The sequence below is a fragment of the Roseibium sp. genome, from assembly GCF_965232425.1.
GTDB lineage: Bacteria > Pseudomonadota > Alphaproteobacteria > Rhizobiales > Stappiaceae > Roseibium.
The window spans coordinates 1421626-1444061 of the sequence record NZ_OZ246971.1 but is presented as its reverse complement, the minus strand read 5'-3'; the positions used below and the strand labels follow the sequence as shown (position 1 = coordinate 1444061).

Sequence of the window (22436 nt, the reverse complement as noted above, 5' to 3'; positions counted from 1 at the left end):
TCAGCCTTTCGCGACGCAGCAGATGGCCAAAACGGCCAAATCTGAAGGACGGCAGAAATGGCTTCACCTCGCAGCGTCACCGCGCTTGACCGGGCAAAAAGCCCGCTCTGCGCACGCTTCCTCGCGAGATTTTGCCATTTCTGCCGCCAAATCGGCTTCATTTATGGGTCCGTATCCGCGACTTCGGAGCGCGCAATTCCGATACGATCTCTGGTTGGTGAACGCCATCGTTCCCGGCTCGCTACCAGGTGTGCGAGCGGCGCAACCCAGAGGCGTCGCCCTCTTGAAAGTTAATCAATTTTAACGATTTGTTCTTGACATTGCCTTGGCAGATTTTGCAACCTAAGAGCTAAATGATATCACTACCTTAAAGTGCAACCGTTCAAGAATTTTGCCGACGAACCGTAACAGAACTGGATTGAGGAACGCTGGATTTCTCAAGCGGGTTGCGCTCGGTCAAAGCATTCTTGCGCGAAAAAATGAAGCATGAGTGTGTTGGACAAGACGAGCAGAAACATTTCCGGGGTTCCCCTGGATCTTGGCTACATGCGGGCGGCAGCGGATGGTTCGCAGCCGCTTGCGCCCATCCAGTTTGATGGCATTTCGGGAAGAGCCACTGCGGCCCAGGCCTCCTCGTCAAGCGGGCCGATTGGCGCTGCCTACGTGGAAACAGTCGACGCGCCGGCAAATGTTTCAACGCCCTACGCGCTCGTTGCAGGGGACACATTCGCAGGCACGTCTCCAATTTCCTCCGATTATGACTGGGTTCGTGTCACGGTTGATCCTGACACGACAATAGAAATCGCACTATCGACAGAATTATACTACGTTAGGAGTATTCTTTACGATCAGGACGGTAGATATCTGAAGGAAGCGGATAGGAGAGATCCTGAGAACGGAGTAACAACAACAATATATCGGAATTTTTTGGATGAACCGGTTGATTTATTCTTGGCAGCAAGAGTGAATCCACTTGATGATTCTGATCCGCTTCAAAAATACGATTACACGTTAGCTGTTCAAAACGTTCCGCACTACGTGTTCGAGGAGGGACCGAACGCGCCTGCAGACGTGTCGACGCCCTATACGCTGGTCGCCGGCGACACATTCACAGGCACAACTTCCGGCACCTTCGATGACGATTGGATCCGCGTCACGATAGATCCCGATACCACGATCGAGATTGATGTCTCATCCGATGCCTATGGGGTTGGGAGTAGGCTTTATGATGAAGCTGGGACTTTACTCAAACGACCGGACGTATTGGGGCCAGACAGCGCAAAAACTATTATTTGGAATTATTTGGATGAAGCTGTTGATGTATATGTTTCGGCTCGCCTTTATCCAAGTTCCGGTCAGTCTTATCCCGCAGACTACACAATTGTCGTGGAGGAAGTGTCACGTAATATTTATGTCGAGGGACTGGATTCACCCGACGATTCGTCGACGCCTTATGCGCTCGTTGCCGGGGAAATGTTTACTGGAACGTCTTTAGGTTACTCAGATTTTGATCGGATTCGTATCTCCGTTGATCCAAATACTGCGGTCGAAGTGGAGGTGGCATCCGAGCTTAACAGCGTAAGTGTCAGGCTTTACGACAAGGATGGGAATGCCCTTCCAGAAGATTTTTTAATAGGAGAGAATAGTAAAACAGCAGTTTTTCGAAACTACTCAGACGAAGTTGTCGATTATTATGTGTCGGCAAGAGCGTTCGAAGGACTAGACCCAAACAATTACTTTCCTTCAAAATACACTGTCGCTGTCAAGGAAGCCTCTCATCACCTTTTCGATGAAGTGGTGGACGCACAGGTGAGTAGCGAAACGCCTTATCAAATTGTCGAAGGTGAGACGTTTGCGGGAACGATCGCCGATGACAGCGACCGCGACTGGATACGTGTCATCGTGGAAGCCGGCCAGGCTGTCGAAATCACGGTGGATGCCGATGTCGTGGGGGCGACAGAGAGAGTGGAGACAGTTCTCCGCGACGCGAACCATGATGTAATCAAACCTGCATACGCTTATTCGAACGACAAGAACGGTATGATTTATCAAAACAAATCATCAGAAGCCGTTGAAGTCTATGTCGATGTCGGTGGGTCGCAGGTCGATGGTTCTTTTGACTACCAGTTAAAGGTAACGGAGGCGTCGCCGTTCGCAAGCACTTACGACCTGATTGCGGACTATCTGGTTTCGGGATACTGGGGAGCGCAATACGCGTTCAATGTGACCCCCGGTGGGTTTCTGACGGTCGACATCACCGGCTTGACCGCAGCTGGCAAATATCTGGCCACTACTGCGCTCGAAGCCTGGACCATTGTCAGTGGAATCGATTTCAGCTTCGTCTCGAACAACGCCCAGATCACGTTCGACGACAACGAAAGCGGCGCGCATGCCGAGTTCTACTACACGGGATCGACGATCGACTTCGCGAACATCAACATCTCGACAAACTGGCTGGCCACCTACGGAACGTCGCTCGACAGCTATTCCTTCCAGACCTACATACACGAAATCGGCCATGCACTCGGTCTCGGGCATCCGGGGCCGTACGATATTGTCGCCACGTATGGCGTTGACAATATTTTTGCCAGCGACTCGTGGCAGGCATCGATCATGTCGTATTTCGACCAAGTCGAAAACACGTTCATCGACGCCAGTTTCGCTTTCCTGCTGACCCCGATGGTTGCCGATATTCTTGCCATACAACAGCTGTATGGCACGGCGACAGATATCCATCTGGGAAACACGACCTACGGCTTCAATTCGACGGCCGGCGGTTATCTCGACAGTTTCGTGAATTCGTCCAACCCGATAGCGGGGACCATCGTCGACAACTCGGGCATCGACACGCTGGACTTCAGTGGCTTCTTCTCCGATCAGACCTTGGATCTTCGTGAGGAGACACCCTCGGATTTAGGTGGCCTCACCGGCAACTTTATCATTGCGCGCGGCACCGTCATCGAGAACGCGATTGGCGGCAGTGGAGACGATACGATCATCGGCAACGCGGCGGCGAACGTGCTCACGGGCGGAGCAGGCGCGGATACGCTGACAGGCGGTGCAGCCGGCGACACGTTTGCATTTGCGGACGGTGACAGCGGAGCACCCGTTGCCGACCGGGACCTCGTCACCGATTTCGTGGCGGGAACCGACCTGTTGGACCTGTCGGAAATGGACGCCGACACGCAGACCGGCGGCAATCAGGAATTCCGCTTCCTGGGGACCGATGCCTTTGACGGGGCGGCTGGTGCTCTGCGCCATGGCTATGATGCGGGCCGCGATGTCACGACGCTTGAAGGCGATACCGACGGCGACGGTGCTGCCGATTTTGCCATTGACCTGACCGGCAACATTGCCCTTGGCCTCGGCGACTTTGCGCCGGACAGTGCCAGGAGCGGGCTTCCGGTTTCATTGTCGGGGGACGGGCTTGCGAACACGCTGGAAGGCGGCTTCGCCGGCGACACCCTATCCGGCCTCGGCGGCAACGACACACTGCGCGGCTTTGCCGGTGATGACCTGCTTGACGGCGGCACCGGCGCGGACACGATGGAAGGCGGCGAGGGCGACGACACCTATGTTGTCGACAACGTTGGCGACGTTGTCACCGAGGAAGGTGGCGCGTCCTTCACGGCTCCGTCCGGCTGGACCCAGTTGGGTGTTCACGATTTCAACGGTGACGGCAATCTGGATGTGCTGATGTCCAGCGGCACGAAGGTGCAGTTCTGGCTGCTGGATGAGAGTTGGTCGGTCTCCTCGATGGTTGATGCTCCTTTCGATGCCGCATGGCCGGTTGTCGGGCTGATCGACGCCAATGGCGACGGCCAGATGGACGTCCTCTATAACAAGGCCGGCACGTCCAGCTTCTACGCGCATTACTTCAACGGCACGACCCGGATCGGCGGCGGCTTCACGACCAACACATCGGTTCTCGCTGCCGCGCTGCCGCCGGGCAATGCGGGTACGGATCTCGTGCAGTCGTCGATCAGTTACACGCTGACCTCGGGCGTGGAGAACCTGACCCTGACCGGGTCAAGTGCCATCGACGGCACAGGCAACGAGCTGGACAATATCCTCCTCGGCAATTCCGGTGCCAACGTACTTTCCGGTAAAGCGGGCGCCGACTCGCTGACGGGCGGCGGTTCTGCTGACACGTTCGCGTTCGCAGACGGCGACAGCGGCACGGCCATCGATGACCGCGACCTGATCACCGATTTCGTTTCCGGAACCGACCTTCTGGACCTCACGGCAATGGACGCGGAAGACGGGACGTCCGGCAACCAGGCCTTCAGCTTCCTTGGAACCGGAGCGTTCGATGGAGGCGAAGGGGCTCTGCGCTATAGCTATGATGCAGGGCGCAATGTCACCACGCTCGAAGGCGACACGGATGGCGATGGCAGTGCCGACTTCGCCATAGACTTCAGCGGCAACGTCACGCTTTCAGATACGGACTTCACGTCAGGATCGCTGCTGAAGCCACTCACCCTGACGGGCGATGGCTTCGCCAACACGCTTGAGGGCGAGCGGCTGAACGACACGCTGTCCGGTCTTGGCGGCAATGACATCCTGCGGGGCTTCGCCGGCAATGATCTGCTTGACGGTGGCACCGGCGCGGACACGATGGAAGGCGGCGAGGGCGACGACACCTATGTGGTCGACAATGCTGGCGACGTCGTCACCGAGGAAGGCGCCGTCGCCTTCACGGTTCCTGCCGGCTGGCAGCTGAAAGGCGTTCATGACGTCAACGGTGACGGCAATCTGGATGTCTTGATGTCCAGCGGCACTAAGGTCCAGTTCTGGCTGCTCGATGAGACCTGGTCGGTCTCCTCGACTGTCGATGCACCTTACGCCGCCGCCTGGCCGGTTGTCGGGCTGATCGACGCGAACGGCGACGGTCAGATGGACGTCCTTTATAACAAGGCGGGCACCTCCAGCTACTACGCGCACTACTTCAACGGCACGGCGCGGATCGGCGGCGGCTTCACGACCAACACATCGGTTCTCGCTGCCGCGCTGCCGCCGGGCAATGCGGGTACGGATCTCGTGCAGGCGTCGATCAGTTACACGCTGACCTCGGGCGTGGAGAACCTGACCCTGACCGGGTCAAGTGCCATCGACGGCACAGGCAACGAGCTGGACAATATCCTCCTCGGCAATTCCGGTGCCAACGTACTTTCCGGTAAAGCAGGCGCCGACACAATGACGGGCGGCGGTTCTACCGATACGTTCGCCTTCGCTGACGGCGACAGCGGCACCGCCGTCGATGATCGCGACCTGATCACCGATTTCGTTTCCGGGACCGACCTTCTGGACCTCACGGCAATGGACGCGGAAGACGGGACGTCCGGCAACCAGGCGTTCCGTTTTTTGGGAACCGCTGCCCTGGACGGGGACGCCGGGGCCCTGCGCTTTGCCTATGATGCCGTGCGCAATATCACGACTTTGGAAGGCGATACCGATGGCGACGGCACGGCCGACTTTGCCATCGATCTGAGTGGCAACATCACCCTTTCAGAATCGGACTTCGTCACCAAATCGCTTCTTCTTCCGCTCACCCTGACAGGTGGCGGAACCGCCAACACGCTCGAAGGAGATCAGCTCAACGACACGCTGTCCGGTCTCGGCGGCAATGACACTCTGCGCGGCTTTGCCGGCAATGATCTGCTTGACGGCGGCACCGGTGCGGACACGATGGAAGGCGGCGAGGGCGACGACACTTATGTGGTCGACAACGTGGGCGACGTCGTCACCGAGGAAGGCGCCGTCTCCTTCACGGTTCCCGCCGGCTGGCAGCTGAAGGGCGTTCATGACGTCAATGGCGACGGCAATCTGGATGTGCTGGTGTCCAGCGGAACGCAGGTGCAGTTCTGGCTTCTGGATGAGAGCTGGACGGTCTCGTCCACGGTCAACCTGCCGTTCAATGCCGCCTGGCCGGTTGTCGGACTGGTGGACGCCAATGGCGACGGCCAGATGGACGTGCTCTATAACCAGTCGGGCACCTCGACCTACTACGCGCATTACTTCAATGGCACGGCGCGGATCGGTGGCGGCTTCACCAACAACACCGCCGTTGCGTCCTCCGACCTGCCGTCCGGCAATGCCGGCACGGATCTTGTGCAGGCCTGGATCAGCTACACCCTGACCTCGGGCGTTGAAAACCTGACCCTGACCGGGTCCGGCAACATAGACGGCACAGGCAATGACCTCGACAACATCGTCATCGGCAATTCGGGGAGCAACGTGCTTTCCGGCGAGGCAGGTGCCGACACCCTGACCGGCGGCGGTTCAGCCGATACGTTTGCGTTTGCGGCAGGTGACAGCGGCCCTGCGATAGATGACCGCGACCTGATCACGGATTTTGCCTCCGGGACCGACCAACTGGATTTGTCGGCAATCGATGCCGACGAAGGCACGTCCGGCAATCAGGCCTTCCGTTTCCTGGGCACAGCTGCCCTCGACGGGGACGCGGGCGCGCTGCGCTACAGCTATGATGCCGGTCGCGGAGTCACCACGCTTGAGGGCGACACGGACGGGGATGGCACGGCCGACTTTGCCATCGACCTCAGCGGCAACGTCACCTTGTCCGATGGGGACTTCACGTCGGGTTCGCTGTTGGCGGCCATCACCCTGACGGGCGACGGATCCGCCAATACGCTGGAAGGCGGGCAACTCGGCGACACGCTGTCCGGTCTCGGCGGCAACGACATCCTGCGCGGCTTTGCCGGTAATGATCTGCTTGACGGCGGCACCGGTGCGGACACGCTGGAAGGCGGCGAAGGCGACGACACCTATGTTGTCGACAACGCCGGTGATGTTGTCACCGAAGAGGGAGCTGTCTCGTTCACGGTTCCCGCCGGCTGGGAGCTGAAGGGCGTTCACGACGTCAATGGTGACGGCAATCTGGATGTCTTGATGTCCAGCGGCACGCAGGTCCAGTTCTGGCTGCTCGATGAGAATTGGTCGGTCTCGTCCACCGTCAACCTTCCTTACAACGCTGCATGGCCGGTTGTCGGACTGGTGGACACCAATGGCGACGGCCACATGGACGTGCTCTACAACAAGGCCGGCACCTCGACCTACTACGCGCATTACTTCAACGGCACGGCGCGGATCGGCGGCGGCTACACCAACGACACCACGGTTTTTTCTTCCGATCTGCCCTCGGGCAACGCCGGAACGGATCTCGTGCAGGCCTCGATCAGCTACACGCTGACCTCGGGCGTTGAAAATCTGACGCTGACTGGCACGGACGACATCGACGGCACCGGCAACGAGTTGGACAACATTGTCACCGGCAATTCCGGTTACAATGTCCTGACCGGCGGCGACGGCAGCGATACGTTTGTCTTCACCACCAGCGACGGCGGGCACGACACCGTTGCGGACTTTGCGGCAGGAGCCCTGTCCGAAGATGTGATCGAGTTCGGCAGCTCGGTGTTCGCAGACTTTGCGAGCGTGCTGGCTGCCGCGGCCGATGACGGCGCGGACACCACGATTACGATTGATGCAGACACCTCGATACTGCTTCAGGGAATTCTTGTCGCAGACCTCCATAGTGATGATTTCCAGTTCGTTTAGCTGTCTGTTTGCGGGGCGTGTGTGACCGCGTTCCGGAGCCGCCAGAGTGGAAGCGGAGGCGTTTGTAAGAGCTTCCCGATAACGGCATTGCCAGGATTGTTGCGATACCCAGACCACTGAAATGATGCCGCGTTCGGCGGAAGACCGACGGTAGTAATCTGCCCCGGCATCTGGTGCGTGCGCTCCGGAGCCTGAGCAGTTGCTGTCAAGTGCAAAGCCTTCTCTCTCCGTCACCTGCCTGCAACCTACAAGCGCCAAGTGCGCCGTGCCGATGCAATCAGTTATTGCGCTACCGGCATAACACAGCCCTATGGGTTGTGTCAGACAAAGCCAGGTTCGATTTGCCGTTCAAGCAACGGCGCATGCATGGACACTGGCGAGTAGATGGACATTCGACACAGCGACTTCGGATTTTGCGCCTGCCCTGTTTGCACCGGGGAATTCGTGGCTGAGGCGGTGGATCCCGACAACACCGCTGCGCAGGCCAACCACCCGGTCTTTGACGAGGATCAGGTCATTGACCAGATCGACTCCGGCTATCGGTGGAACACGAATGTCATCACATACGGGTTCCTGCAATTTGCACCCGTCTGGGATATCGGCTTTGAAGCGGAGGGTTTTTCGCAGTTCACGGCTTACCAGCAAGCCGCCACGCGTTTGATCGTTGACCTTTGGGATGACCTGATTGCCCCGGCCCTGGTCGAGGAAACGGTCAACCAGCAATACTCCCAAATCAAGTTCGGCAACACCACCACGGAAATTGACTACGCCCATGCCTATTATCCGCACGACACGATCCCTTATGGCGGAGAAGTCTGGCTGAACGCGGAGACTTACAATGGGCTCTATTACCCCGATCCGGGTGACTACTATTGGCTGACCATCGCGCATGAGATCGGTCACGCGCTCGGCCTCAGTCATCCCGGTGCCTACAACGCGGGCGATGATGAAGATATCACCTATGAGACCCATGCCGAGTATGCGCAGGACACCCACCAGTGGTCGGTCATGTCTTATTTCGACGCCACGTATACGGGTGCGGACTGGGACGGTGGCGGTGGCTGGCAGTATGCGCAAACACCGATGGTCCATGATGTCCTGACCATCCAGTCCATCTACGGAGCCGATACCACGACCCGGACTGGTGATACGGTCTACGGCTTCAACTCCAACGCCGGAAATGACCTGTTCGATTTCACCTTGAACCAATATCCGGTTCTGACGATTTATGACGCTGGCGGCATCGATACGCTTGACCTCTCGGGCTTTTCGCTGCGGGCGATCATTGACCTTGAACCGGGAACCTATTCGTCAGCCGGCGGCACAAGCAGCACGATGACCTTCAATATCGGGATTGCGTTCGATACCTGGATTGAAAATGCCATCGGCGGATCTGGCAACGATATCATTTACGGGAACGAGCTTGCGAACGAGCTGCGCGGGCTCGGCGGGAACGACAGCCTTGTCGGCCGGGAAGGTGACGACATCCTCATCGGCGGTACCGGAGTCGACACCATGGAGGGTGGCGAAGGCCGCGACACCTTCGTCTTCGAAGACGGCGATACGGGCAATTCGTTCAGCACCTGGGACATCATCACCGACTTCGTCGCCGGGCTCGATCTCATCGATCTTTCCGGCATTGATGCAGATGGGCTTTTCGGCATCATCGACAAGTTCACATTCATCGGACAAGACGACTTTTACGGCCTGGCGACGCTTCGCTATTCCTACGACTCGATCAGAAACCTCACCGTTGTCGAGGGCGATACCGACGGTGACGGCTCGGCCGACTTCGGCATCGCGCTCATTGGCGACATCGATCTGAGCTACACCGATTTTACGGAAGACAGCATCTTGTCGCCCGATCCGCTCACCCTGACGGGGGACGATACTGCGAACACGCTGGAGGGCGGTCTTGTCAACGACACGCTGTCGGGCCTTGGCGGCAACGACATCCTGCGCGGCTACGGTGGCAATGATTATCTCGACGGCGGCACCGGCGCGGACACGATGGAGGGCGGCGAGGGTGACGACACCTATGTGGTCGACAACGTGGGCGATGTTGTCGTGGAGGAAGGCGGGGCGGCCTTTACCGTTCCGGCCGGCTGGGAAGTGAAAGGCGTGCACGACATCGACGGCGACGGCCAGCCGGATCTGCTGATGACCGACGGGAGCCAGGTTCAGTTCTGGCTGCTGGACGAGAACTGGCAGGTTGCCTCCACGGTGGACCTTCCCTTCAACGCGGCCTGGCCTGTGGTGGGTCTGGTGGATGCAAACGGGGACGGCCGGATGGACGTTCTCTACAACAAGGAGGGCACGTCCACCTACTACGCGCACCACTTCGACGGCACGACCCGTATCGGCGGCGGCTACACGACCCGGACGGATGTCGTCTCTGCGGATCTTCCGTCCGGCGATGCCGGTACCGACCTTGTCCGGTCCTCAATCAGCTACGCGCTGACCTCGGGTGTCGAGAACCTGACGCTGACCGGCACGGACGACATCGACGGCACCGGCAACGAGTTGGACAACATTCTCACCGGCAATTCCGGAGCCAACGTCCTGACCGGAGGGCTGGGTGCGGACACGCTCACCGGTGGCCTTGGCAGCGACACGTTTGTCTTCACCGGCGGTGACAGCGGGCCTGCTGCCGATGACCGGGACCTGATCACCGACTTCGTGGCCGGAACCGATCTTCTGGACCTGTCCGCGATCGATGCCGATGAAGGCACTGCCGGTACCCAGGCGTTCCGTTTCCTCGGCACCGCAGACTTCGACGGTGCTACCGGAGCACTGCGCTACAGTTACGATGCCGGGCGCAACGTCACCACGATCGAAGGCGATACCGATGGCGATGGCGTCGCCGACTTTGCCATTGACCTCACCGGCAACATCACCCTCTCCGAGACCGACTTTGCCGACGGTTCCCTGGTGGTGCCGCTCACCCTGACGGGGGACGATACTGCGAACACGCTGGAGGGCGGTCTTGTCAACGACACGCTGTCGGGCCTTGGCGGCAACGACATCCTGCGCGGCTACGGTGGCAATGATTATCTCGACGGCGGCACCGGCGCGGACACGATGGAGGGCGGCGAGGGTGACGACACCTATGTGGTCGACAACGTGGGCGATGTTGTCGTGGAGGAAGGCGGGGCGGCCTTTACCGTTCCGGCCGGCTGGGAAGTGAAAGGCGTGCACGACATCGACGGCGACGGCCAGCCGGATCTGCTGATGACCGACGGGAGCCAGGTTCAGTTCTGGCTGCTGGACGAGAACTGGCAGGTTGCCTCCACGGTGGACCTTCCCTTCAACGCGGCCTGGCCTGTGGTGGGTCTGGTGGATGCAAACGGGGACGGCCGGATGGACGTTCTCTACAACAAGGAGGGCACGTCCACCTACTACGCGCACCACTTCGACGGCACGACCCGTATCGGCGGCGGCTACACGACCCGGACGGATGTCGTCTCTGCGGATCTTCCGTCCGGCGATGCCGGTACCGACCTTGTCCGGTCCTCAATCAGCTACGCGCTGACCTCGGGTGTCGAGAACCTGACGCTGACCGGCACGGACGACATCGACGGCACCGGCAACGAGTTGGACAACATTCTCACCGGCAATTCCGGAGCCAACGTCCTGACCGGAGGGCTGGGTGCGGACACGCTCACCGGTGGCCTTGGCAGCGACACGTTTGTCTTCACCGGCGGTGACAGCGGGCCTGCTGCCGATGACCGGGACCTGATCACCGACTTCGTGGCCGGAACCGATCTTCTGGACCTGTCCGCGATCGATGCCGATGAAGGCACTGCCGGTACCCAGGCGTTCCGTTTCCTCGGCACCGCAGACTTCGACGGTGCTACCGGAGCACTGCGCTACAGTTACGATGCCGGGCGCAACGTCACCACGATCGAAGGCGATACCGATGGCGATGGCGTCGCCGACTTTGCCATTGACCTCACCGGCAACATCACCCTCTCCGAGACCGACTTTGCCGACGGTTCCCTGGTGGTGCCGCTCACCCTGACGGGGGACGATACTGCGAACACGCTGGAGGGCGGTCTTGTCAACGACACGCTGTCGGGCCTTGGCGGCAACGACATCCTGCGCGGCTACGGTGGCAATGATTATCTCGACGGCGGCACCGGCGCGGACACGATGGAGGGCGGCGAGGGTGACGACACCTATGTGGTCGACAACGTGGGCGATGTTGTCGTGGAGGAAGGCGGGGCGGCCTTTACCGTTCCGGCCGGCTGGGAAGTGAAAGGCGTGCACGACATCGACGGCGACGGCCAGCCGGATCTGCTGATGACCGACGGGAGCCAGGTTCAGTTCTGGCTGCTGGACGAGAACTGGCAGGTTGCCTCCACGGTGGACCTTCCCTTCAACGCGGCCTGGCCTGTGGTGGGTCTGGTGGATGCAAACGGGGACGGCCGGATGGACGTTCTCTACAACAAGGAGGGCACGTCCACCTACTACGCGCACCACTTCGACGGCACGACCCGTATCGGCGGCGGCTACACGACCCGGACGGATGTCGTCTCTGCGGATCTTCCGTCCGGCGATGCCGGTACCGACCTTGTCCGGTCCTCAATCAGCTACGCGCTGACCTCGGGTGTCGAGAACCTGACGCTGACCGGCACGGACGACATCGACGGCACCGGCAACGAGTTGGACAACATTCTCACCGGCAATTCCGGAGCCAACGTCCTGACCGGAGGGCTGGGTGCGGACACGCTCACCGGTGGCCTTGGCAGCGACACGTTCGTCTTCACCGGCGGTGACAGCGGACATGACATCATCACGGACTTTGACGCTGGCGTGGGCTCAGATGATGTCATCGCGATTGACAGCTTCCTGTTCTCGGATTTTCAAAGCGTCCTGGCCGCGGCCACCGACGACGGGACGGACACTGTCATAGCGATTGATGCGGAGACCTCGATCGTCCTTGAGGACGTGCTTGTTACCGATTTGCATCAGGATGATTTCCAGTTCATTTAGCCGGGACCTTGGAAAGACATAGTGATTGCGTTTCAAGGGGATACTGATTTTCGATTTCAGGTGCGCACGTGCCGCGCCTGTTGCCGGAAACGCTTCCGGATCGCCTGATTGAATCGCCACCGGAACATGCCATCGAAGACTTTTGCTTGGCATTCTCCGGGCACGCTGTCGTAAAATGCCAAGTTAACCACTGCCGTTAAGTAAGCCTCAATCCGTGGCGACCCAATCCTGTTGTCTCTCTTGGCCAATTGGGGGATCCATGGAGAACAGGAATTTTGAAAAAGGGGCGGTCTTGCTCGCGTTCGGATGCGTCGGGCTCGCGGTTGTCCTCGTTGTTGCCAGCAGCTTTTATTTTGATCCGGACTGGAGAGCCGACAGCCCGGCGGAGGAGGCGTCCTACGCGGACTCGGCCGAAACAGGCTCCTGAACCGAGCATGCTGCAGGCTGTTGCCGCTTTAGAGATCAGCTTCCGCCGTCACCATCCCAAAGGTCATCGTGGTTGCGATGACACTCCGTCAGGCCGTCCTTGAAGAACTTCTCGTAATACGGGATCTCGACATGATGGACCTGTAGCCACACGCCGGGAACGTGGATGGCCTCGCAATGGGCCGGAAAGCGGCCGTGTGTGTCGTAGATGTAATTGCAGACATCGCGGGCGCAGTTGATGACGTCCTGATTGTACTCCGCCGCTTCCGACAGATAGCGCTCGCCGTAGTCGTCCTTGTAGATCTTCTTGAACGTTTCTCGGTCCTGGTAGACACCGCCGCTGCCGAATTTCTTTTCCAGAACCGCATCGACCGCGTCGCTCATGGTCGCGAAGTTGGGCGGACACTTCGCAACGATCAGGTCTTCGCCCTCGTGGCGCAGGGCAATGGGGTGAGACCGCAGGTTGGTGAAGCGCGGCAGGGGCACGTGCCAGCGCAGGATGTCCATGAGCCGCCATTTCGGCACGGCATGTTCAAAACCCAGCATCGGCCCGTAGCGGTCGCTGAATTTCGGATCGCCGGTCAGCACCGGCGGGCTGATCGTGGCGTGGATCCAGGCGCCGAGACCCATCGCCTCGGCGACAAGAAAGAGGTTCTGCAGCAGCAGCGGAGCTTCCAGTTGCGTTCTGAGAGACCCGATGATGCCGAGCGGCACCTTGATGTCGTCATTCAGGAATTTTTTGCGCACCCACTCTTTCACGCCGGCGGAGAAATAGAAGTTTCTGTCGTCGACAAGTGCCGGCCGTGACCCGTCAGGCTGCGTCAGGAGATACATCAGCCCGTTGATATACTGGTGCGAAAGGTCGACCACCGGGACCAGGATCGTCGTCCCTGGCAGGTTGGAAAGGAGGCGGTTGCTGTCGAGATAGGCGGGGAAGTTCCGCCCGCCCTGGTTCACGTCAAGGCGCCTGTCCAGAAGCTGGACCTTTGCCTCCGCCGCGCGCGCGATCAGCGTCTCCGGCGAGAAGGGCTCGCCGCTCGGCGGCAGCTGGCGCAGGAAATAGGTGCCGCTGTCGTTGATCAGGAAGAAGTGGGTGCCTTGTGCGTTGTCCGGGCTTCCCGCCGTCCGTCCCGTCATCGTCAGATTGGGTTTTGCCATCACGAGGCGTCCGGTTTCCGGATCCTGGAACGGCCTGTCCGGCATGGTCAGGCCCGTCGCCCCGGTCGTGGCGATCAGGACGGCTTCCTCTAGATCAGACAGCGGCTTCGGTTCCTGCTCCGACTTGTAGGTCATGGAGCCGGCGGCGACTTCCTCCACGCCGCGCGGCACCCGGTGCGTCCGGCGCCGCCACATCGTTTCCAGAAGCGGCCGCGCGAGAAGATCGTTGAGGCCCTTGTGCGTGTTAACCTGCTTGTCCATGTTGAGCCTCCACTTTTTGCGCGGGCACCTGAACGATCGCGCGTACCAGCGCGGCGACGATGAGAGTGCCGGTGAATACGAAACCCAGGACCTGAATCGCGCCGCCCCTAAGAACGACGAGTGTTCCCGCGAAGATAAGGAAGGCGATCAGCCGGACGATCAGTTGAAACCAGAAGGATTGCATGCGCGCCGGCAGCAGCCAGATCATCAGGACATCCAGCGTCCACAGGCCCAGCAGGAGGAAGTTGCCGCCGGCAATCACCGTGCCCTGTTGCACGAACGTGTCCGCGACACCGTCGAAGATGATGAAGACGGCCCAGTAGGCGTGGAGCACGAACAGCACCCAGGCGCCGGTCCAGAACAGATAGGCCAGATTGCTGGCCACCTGGCTGGAGGTTCGGAAGAGCCAGAAGGCCAGGGCAGGCAGGAGCAGAAACGTCGTCGCCCAGATGGTCAGCTTGGTGCGCCCGAGCTCCAGGTCTCCACCGAGTTCGGGTGCGATCATGCACCAGATGATGAGGAGTCCCGCAGACACGTTGACCAGCGTGACCTGGGAGAGAGTGAGCGCGCTCGGTCTGTCATGGGGCATGTCGAACCTCACAGCGTTTTCAGGTAGGCGAGCAGGTCTGAAAGGGCGGCGGGATCGCGCCGTGGATCGTCGATCGCCCAGGGATAGTCGTGCCCGGAGTTGGAGTTGCCCGGTGCGGTCGTGTCGAACCGGAAATACCGTTTATCGTCCCGCGCCGAAGGGCTGTGAAACCCGGCGCGCTCGGTGTCGTAGGTGTTCCGGCCCCGGTAGAATTCCGGCCGCCTCGGCTCCAGGTTGATCAGCTCGGCCAGCGTCAGCACGCTTGCATTGTGCAGGTAGGGCGCTCTGAGGAACGCGCCGTCGACGGGCCCTGCGACATAGCCGCGAATGGCAAGGTTGCCGGCGTCTTCCGGCTGCGGAAAGACATCGCCCCGGTCGAATGCGAACGGATGTTCCTTGGGAAAATAGGCATGCAGTGCATCCGGCATCTCGCCGTAGTGCCGGAACATCACCCGCTCCGGATCGGTGCCGATTTCGCTCAGGGGGATGACCTCGTGTGTCCGTGGACCCGGTTCCCAGCCGTCTGCGGCCTTGTCTCCGTGACAGGACAGGCAATAGCTCCGGTAGACCTCCCGGCCTCTTTGAACGGCAGCCGGATCCGCCGGGGCCGCGGCCGGGAAGACGTCTTCGAAAGCCGGAGGCTTCAGGTCGACTGTATAGGCGATCGCCTCGCGGATATTGTGGACGATCTCGGGATGCGCAAGGTTGACCTCCGTCGCGCCGGCCGCAACTGCGGCCAGGGAACTGCGGGCATTGACATCGGCGACCGAGCCGTCGAACTGCGCCCGCTCACGCCAACCCTGATTGTAGATCGTGGCGATCTTGGAATGGATCGGCAGATTGTTGGCCGGATAGTGCATCACGTTGCGCAGAAGCGTGCGGAACGCCAGCGTGCGCGTTGGCCCGGTCGGCGTGACATCCTCGTCGCGCGAGCGGCCATGGCCGTAGGGTTCGTCGAAACGGGCAATGCCGTCTTCGAGGCGGTGTCTGATCTGCCGGAGCCAGAGCCCGGTCATGATGCGTTCGGGCAGCGAGAGCGTCTCGCCCGTCTTGTCCTCGTAGGCCGCCATGATGGCCGGCACCGTCAGGCGGTAGGGAGCGGTCTCTGCCGGTTCGCCCGCCGGTGCAGGCATGCGTTCCAGGAGCGACGATTGAAAGGCGTCCAGCCACGCAAACAGGTTGATCGAAACGCTGCCTGGGCCAAGCAGGCGCACCGGCTCGGCATCATCCGAGGTTCCGAATTCCGTGGTGTGGCAGAGGGCGCAGGTGAGCGCGACGAAGGGCACAGGCGAGGGCGCTGCCGTCAAGGGCCGGTAGTTTGTCTTCGTGAAGCCGACCGGCAGGCCATTCGGGTTGTCGGGATCGTCGAGGAAACCGAACTGGTCCACCCAGCTGCCCGCTTCCGGGCCGGCGGGCTGGAAGTGGTGCGGAAACAGGTCCGGCAAGACAAGGGCGACCGGCAACGGCATGACCTCAGTCCCGATCGTGCCGTGCCGGAAGGCTTCGGGCGCGGCACGCAAGTTCGGCTTGGCCCATGTGCTTTCGACATAGACCAAATAGCCGGTGGCAACAACTGCAACCAGCACGACGGCGTTCAGAACCCAGAGGGCGACGCGCCACACATAGTTCAGACGTGGAACGGAGACGGGCATGAGCGTGTCTCCTCAGGTCTGACGCGGACGCCAGGGCGCAAAGGCGCTCTGCCCGGTCGGCAGAACGCTCGCGAATTCCGGGAAATGACGCAGGATGATGCTGGTCATCGTGTTTTCCTGGACCCAGGCAAGTCCAAGCGGTGAATAGATCTCGGGGCGGAAATCGACGGTCAGGAACCGGTCCGACTGCAGCCGCCGCGTCGCCATCAGAATGAAGATGCGGAATGCGGTGTCGGAGAAACCGAAGCCCGGCGGCGGCGTTTCCGCGAAGAGCCCGACCATGGTATCGATATTGTCGAACGAGCCGTAGATATCCTTCAGCAGGCGGACGTCCTCACCGTTGGCCGTGATCTCCTCCCAGCTGCGGATCGGCGGCTTGTGCAGGCCTTGCCGGAACTTGTTGTAGCGCGGAATGCCGCGCGAGCGTTCGCGCATGATATCGACGACAGAGAGATCGATGATTTCGGTCTTCAGATCGTGCGACGTGCGGCTGAAATGCTGAAGGGCGCGCGGATAATTGTGCAGCGTGATCGCGCCCGGATGGGCATTCCCCATGGAATAAAGGACATCCGACAGGCCGATCCGGCGCATGACTTCGTCAGTTCGAATACCCTGGATGTCATTGAATTCGAGCTTTTCACGGAAAGTGCCCGTCTGGCTGTCATGGATACGGTAGTCGTCCGGCAGGAGCGGATGCAGCCGGTAGACAGTGACGAAGTCCTCCGTCAGGCAGTAGCGCGCGCCGTGATGGTCCGGCAGTGTTTCCGGAATGCCGCGCAGCGCGTGCGCTTCCTGAAGCCAGAGCCCCATGCGGGTAAATGCCCCCGCCGGTCCGGACCAGTTCGCATTGAGGGCGACATCGATTTCCGGTGTTGCCAGAATGGCGGGTGTCCACTCGACCGTATGGATCTTTGCAATCAGGGCAGAGATGACGAGCCGCGCGGTCTGGTAGATCCGCTCGTCGTTCCAGTCCCGGTATTCCCGGCGCAGCGCGTCGCAGACCGTGTTGTGCTCGCGTGCGAACAGCGTGTGCAGGGCCGAGAGGCCGAGCCACCAGCTTTCGTTGAAGCCGGTGACTTCCATGCCGAGATTGTTTTCCGGCAGGTAGCCGTTCTCCAGACGCAGCATCGGACCGGTGCCATCCCTCAGCCGGTCGGATTTCTGCAGGCTGCTGCCATAGATTTCCGACCCGTCCCACCAGTGTGAGACGGTGTTCTCGAAGGTCAGCCTGTCGTCGCCCTCGGTTCCGATCGGCTGGTCCCCGGCGATCCGCATCACGGATTCTTTCTTGCCCTTGGGCGTGTTTTTCCAGGTCTGGCCTTCCGGCATCGGGACTTCCAGATCGTTCTCGCCGAGAGGGCGCCGGGCGTGCTGCACCCAGTCATGCACCTGGAACTGAATCCAGGCGGCTGCAAGTACGTTGAGCGAGGTCGCCGGGATGAACGATTTCCGGTAGAGCAGCTGCTGGCTGATTTCGACCGGATTGGGTGTGTTGATGTCGTCCGGACGCGGGTCCGGCGTGAGATTGCGCCCGAACACAGCGCCGACCTTGCCCATCTCCGGAACACTGAGATCATTCTGCGTTCCGTCGAAAAACCGGCCGTCCCAGGCCGCTTCGGGCGTTGGCCCATCCGGCTGTGCCGCCTGCGGATTGGGTTCGACCGGTTCGCGGTCGATAAGGTTTTCCTTGCGCAACTGATGGCGCAGTAGCGACAGGTTCAGGAGCGCGACCAGATGCGGAAGCCGGTACCAGGGCCGCCAGCGGTTGATGAACCCGAAGGTCGGTGCCAGCACGGCGGTGACGATCCGGTTGCGCAGCGGAATGGGCTCATAGAACCTCTTGCGCGCCCGATGCGCGGCACTGGCCGCGTAGACCGCTTTGCGTGCCCGGTTGAGATTGCCGAGCGGCCGGAAGCCGGGCTGCGTGTTCCAGGGGTTGAAGGCAAGCCTGCCGATGGCCGCGGCTTTGTCCTGCGCCTCGAGTGTCGTTACGTCCTGTTCTGGAACGGTGAGGCGCGCGGCAACGATTGGCGGCGATCTGTCCTGCGGCCATTCGGCGGCAGCATCTTCGACCGGCGTGACCTCCTCGCTGACGAACCGCTGAACGCAGAGGTCCCAGCTGACCTCTCCTTGCTGGACCCTTTTCGTGATCTCGCTGCGCAGGTAATTCGGATCTGTCGGAATGTCGGTCTCCGAGCCTGCTTCGGGCTCGTCGGATGCGGGCCGGATAAAATATCTGACCGGACCGGCGTCGCCCCACAGGATCGCGCCGCGGCTCCAGAAGCTTTCCTGCGAAAGCGTGTGCACCTTGCGGCCCGTCCCACCGGAAACGTTGCGCAGCATGCGGATCGCCTCGCGCGGACCGACGGCGAAAAGAAGTTTGACGATCCCGATGATGCGGTTGCCGGCCATCGCGCTGGCGAAGGCAATGAACTGCTCCGCATCGCGCGCATGGGGCACGGGAAAATTGGTCATGAGAAGGTCCTGGACCTCGCCCCCGGCATCGACCCGGAGCGCTGCGCCCCGCAGGTCCCGTTCGCTGTCGGGCTGATGCTGACCGCTGGCGTTTGACAGGCGCAGGGTGGTGGCAAGGTCGGCGCCCTTTTGCCAATGACCTGCGACCAGATCATCGGGGAGGTCCTCGGAGACGTGAAGGATGGCATTGTCGACCGAAAGAAGCGCCTTGGCGTGCTGGGCGCGGTCGATACGCAGCGCGCCGGACCGACGGCGCACCTTGTCCTGAACCTTCAGGATGGCAGCCGCAAACCGTTCGAAGTCGCGCCGCTCCTGCTCGGCTCCGCCTCTTTCGTCGCTGTACCTCTCCCACTTCGTTATGCCGGCAAAATCGCCCGTTTTTTCTTCAGCGGTTTGGTCTTCTGGTTCCAACATACACGTACCCTCACAACCAATAAGAGAAAAATCAGAAAAACAAGAAAAGAATATAAGCTGTTATAAAGTATTATATTTCTGATCTATTTGATTTTCAATGCTCTTACATGTCAGTGCTTGATGGATACATAAATTACGTTACGAAAGTAGAGGAAGTCGTTTAGGGGAAAGAGGAATTCTAAAATGAGAAATTTGTTTAATTTACTTGACGGGTTTTGGGCGTGAGTGCTGTCGCGGTCTGGCTCGGGGCCTGGGAGAAAGAGCGTTTCAGTCTACAACCCGGAAAACGGCGCCGCTGGCAGGCAAAGACCTCTGCCGGGTGGAAATCTGAACACGTATTGACCTGAGGAGTGGACGCCATGGCCGTGCAACGCGGCAAATTCGCCGCGCATCTGAACCCGGCCGGCCCTTGTTAAGGTCGCATTTACCGTAATACTGTTGCCTGCTTTTGATGTTGATTTTGTTGTCAGGGTCCTGACCCTAGTTGGGGGAAACGCGCCGGTCAGGGATGCATGAGGCGTTTCGAACGGGCAGAGTTGCCGGAATGCTTCCACCAGCGTGAATGAGCCAAAGGACACGTACATGTCGCGAAAACTGAGCCGCCGCAGCCTGGTGTTTTCTGTTCCTTTTCTTCTGGCAGCCTGCCAGGGCCAGCAGAAATCGACTGTTCAGGCCGGCCTGACCCCGCTGGCCGATGGCACGCCGAATTATGCGTCCGCCTATGCCCCGGTCCGCGACGGCGGATTTTCGCTGCCGGGCATCGACTATCAGTCCTTCGATCCGAAGTATCTGCGCCAGACCGTGTTTTATCCGACCCGGTATCCGGCCGGCACGATCGTCGTCGATCCGAGAAAGAAGTTCCTCTATCTCGTCGAACCGGGCGGGCGGGCAATTCGCTACGGTATCGGCGTCGGCCGGGCGGGCTTTGCCTGGAATGGTGAAGCGGTGATCCGCTTCAAGCGTGAATGGCCAAAATGGTTCCCGCCCGACGAAATGATCGAGCGCGACCCGAAGCTGGAAAAATACCGGGATGGCCAGGAAGGCGGCCCGGGCAACCCGATCGGTGCCCGGGGCCTCTATCTCTGGCAGGGCAACAAGGACACGCTCTACCGGATCCACAGCACCAATCAGCCGCGCAGCATCGGGACCAATGCGTCCAGCGGCTGTATCCGCATGTGGCACCAGGACATCATCGATCTCTACAAGCGCGTCGATGTCGGCACCAAGGTCGTCGTTCTGGGCTGACCCTCAGCCCGTGCCGCTCACCTGCGCGTCAAAGAACGGCTCGGGACTGTCCGTTTCCGTCAGCCGTTTGCCGTCGATCAGCCAGAACCGCGTGCCGACGGTGCGGACAAAGGTCCGGTCGTGGCTGACGATCAGCGCGGTTGCCTTGTGAACCAGCAATTCGTGCTCGAGCGCCTCCTGGCCGTCAATGTCGAGGTGGTTGGTCGGCTCGTCGAGTATGTAGAGGTTCGGCCGTTCGAGCCGCAGGAGCAGCATCGCCAGCCGGCTGCGTTGTCCGCCGGAAAGCGTCAAAATGCTTTTTCCCTGCAGGTCGATGGAAAGCCCGGCTTCGGCCAGGAGCGCGCGCGCCCTGTTGTCGCCGACATCGGACGCCTCCGTAACCGCCGACAGCGGGCTCTTGAAGCGGTTCAGTTGCGACAGGTTCTGATCCGAAACACCTGATACCGCCGAGGGGGCGACACGTGTGTCGGGAGTCTCTGCCTCGAGCGCATCGATGATCTTCGACAGGAAGCGCGACTTTCCGCTGCCGTTCGCTCCCAGAACGACCACGCGGTCGCCGGGATTGATCCAGAGCTGCGGAAGCTTGAACAGCACGCGCCCGCCCGGAACCGTCACGGACGATTCGGCAAGGCTGACCAGCGCCTTCGCATGGGCGCCCGAATTTTCCAGCCGGATCTTGCCCGCAGAGTGGGCTCTTTCGGCGGGCCTGGCGGCGTTCTCTATCTTGTCCGCCCGCTCTTTCAGCTGCTTCGTCTTGCTGAGCAACAGGTCGGACCCCGAGTTGACGCCGATATTCTTCAGCTTTGCAGCCTTGCGCCGGAGCTGGTTCGCCTTGGACATGTCGTTCTGAAACCGGCGTTCGGCGGCACTGTCCAGTTCCGCAAGGCTTTGACGCGCGTTGGTGTAGGGCAGCGAAAACAGCTGCGATTCCTCGCGGCGCAGGAAGAGGGTGCGGTTGCAGACGGCATCGAGGAACGCGCGGTCATGGCTCGCGATGATCATCGGCGCGCCGCGGGCAACCGTCACCATCCAGTCCTGCAAAATGCCGATCCGGCCGAGATCCAGGTGGTTCGTCGGCTCGTCCAGCAACAGCACGTCGGGTTCGCTTGCCCACGCCCGTGCAAGAAGCGCGACCCGTTGCCAGCCGCCCGACAAATTGTTCAAGGGCTGATGCCAGTGGCTTTCGGGAACGGCAAGATCGTTCAACGCGATATCGACACGCCAGCTTTCCGTCTCCATCTCGTCCGGCGCAAGGGCGGACAGGACGGCGTCGTAAAGGGGCAGCTTCGCAAGACTGTCAGGGACATCCTGGGACACGAGCCCGACCTTGGTGCCCCTTGCCAGCGTCATCTCGCCGTGGGTTGCCTCGGCAAGGCCCGCCATAACGCGCAGCAAGGTGGATTTGCCGGTGCCGTTTGCCGCGACGAGGCCGATCCGGTCGCCCTTTTCAAGGCTCAGGTTCAGGTTTTCAAACAGGGGTGATGAGAGAACAACGCCGAGATTGCGCAGATTGATCAAGGACATGAATCACAACTTTCAAACCGGGATACGCGGCTCCTAGAGCCGCCTCTTGGGCAGATCGTCGTGACGTTGATGATGTCCTTCGATCAGCCCTACAAACGCGTTTGCAGGGCCTGGACGGGACC

General features: G+C 60.5%; 9 protein-coding genes. 4 read left to right on the top strand and 5 right to left on the bottom strand.

Going from position 1 to position 22436, the window contains the following annotated elements:
- Nucleotides 1-1809: 1809 nt before the first annotated feature.
- The 3 genes from ACO08A_RS06555 (at nt 1810) to ACO08A_RS06545 (ending at nt 12997) form a co-directional block, all read left to right on the top strand.
- The gene (locus ACO08A_RS06555) at nt 1810-7575 is read left to right on the top strand and encodes a M10 family metallopeptidase C-terminal domain-containing protein (RefSeq protein WP_422040368.1); all 5766 of its coding nucleotides are present in this window, start codon (nt 1810-1812) and stop codon (nt 7573-7575) included.
- 444 nt (nt 7576-8019) lie between these two features.
- A complete protein-coding gene (locus ACO08A_RS06550; RefSeq protein ID WP_422040367.1) occupies nt 8020-12570 on the top strand; it encodes a M10 family metallopeptidase C-terminal domain-containing protein in 4551 nt (1516 codons plus the stop codon).
- Between the two features lie 259 nt (nt 12571-12829).
- Nucleotides 12830-12997, top strand: a complete 168-nt coding sequence (locus ACO08A_RS06545; protein WP_422040366.1) for a hypothetical protein — start codon at nt 12830-12832, stop codon at nt 12995-12997.
- A 35-nt stretch (nt 12998-13032) separates the two neighbouring features.
- On the opposite strand, the gene ACO08A_RS06540 is transcribed toward ACO08A_RS06545, so the two are convergent.
- The 4 genes from ACO08A_RS06540 to ACO08A_RS06525 are packed head-to-tail and all read right to left on the bottom strand — an operon-like array spanning nt 13033 to nt 19545.
- Nucleotides 13033-14415, bottom strand: coding sequence for a hypothetical protein (locus tag ACO08A_RS06540; RefSeq protein ID WP_422040365.1), 1383 nt, complete (start codon nt 14413-14415; stop codon nt 13033-13035).
- Nucleotides 14399-15004: a hypothetical protein gene (locus ACO08A_RS06535; RefSeq protein WP_422040364.1), complete on the bottom strand. Its 606-nt coding sequence runs from the start codon at nt 15002-15004 to the stop codon at nt 14399-14401. Before ACO08A_RS06535 ends, ACO08A_RS06540 begins: the two co-directional genes overlap by 17 nt.
- Before the next feature lie 8 nt (nt 15005-15012).
- Nucleotides 15013-16656, bottom strand: coding sequence for a c-type cytochrome (locus ACO08A_RS06530; RefSeq protein ID WP_422040363.1), 1644 nt, complete (start codon nt 16654-16656; stop codon nt 15013-15015).
- Between the two features lie 12 nt (nt 16657-16668).
- Complete coding sequence (locus tag ACO08A_RS06525) at nt 16669-19545, bottom strand: peroxidase family protein (RefSeq protein WP_422040362.1); 2877 nt, start codon at nt 19543-19545, stop codon at nt 16669-16671.
- Nucleotides 19546-20127: 582 nt separating this feature from the next.
- Between ACO08A_RS06525 and ACO08A_RS06520 the strand changes: the two genes are divergently transcribed.
- Nucleotides 20128-20790 (top strand): L,D-transpeptidase, encoded by a 663-nt coding sequence (locus ACO08A_RS06520; protein ID WP_421981257.1) that lies wholly within the window; start codon nt 20128-20130, stop codon nt 20788-20790.
- Between the two features lie 3 nt (nt 20791-20793).
- Here ACO08A_RS06520 and ACO08A_RS06515 read toward each other — a convergent pair whose 3' ends face one another.
- Nucleotides 20794-22314: an ABC-F family ATP-binding cassette domain-containing protein gene (locus tag ACO08A_RS06515; RefSeq protein ID WP_422040361.1), complete on the bottom strand. Its 1521-nt coding sequence runs from the start codon at nt 22312-22314 to the stop codon at nt 20794-20796.
- Nucleotides 22315-22436: the final 122 nt, after the last annotated feature.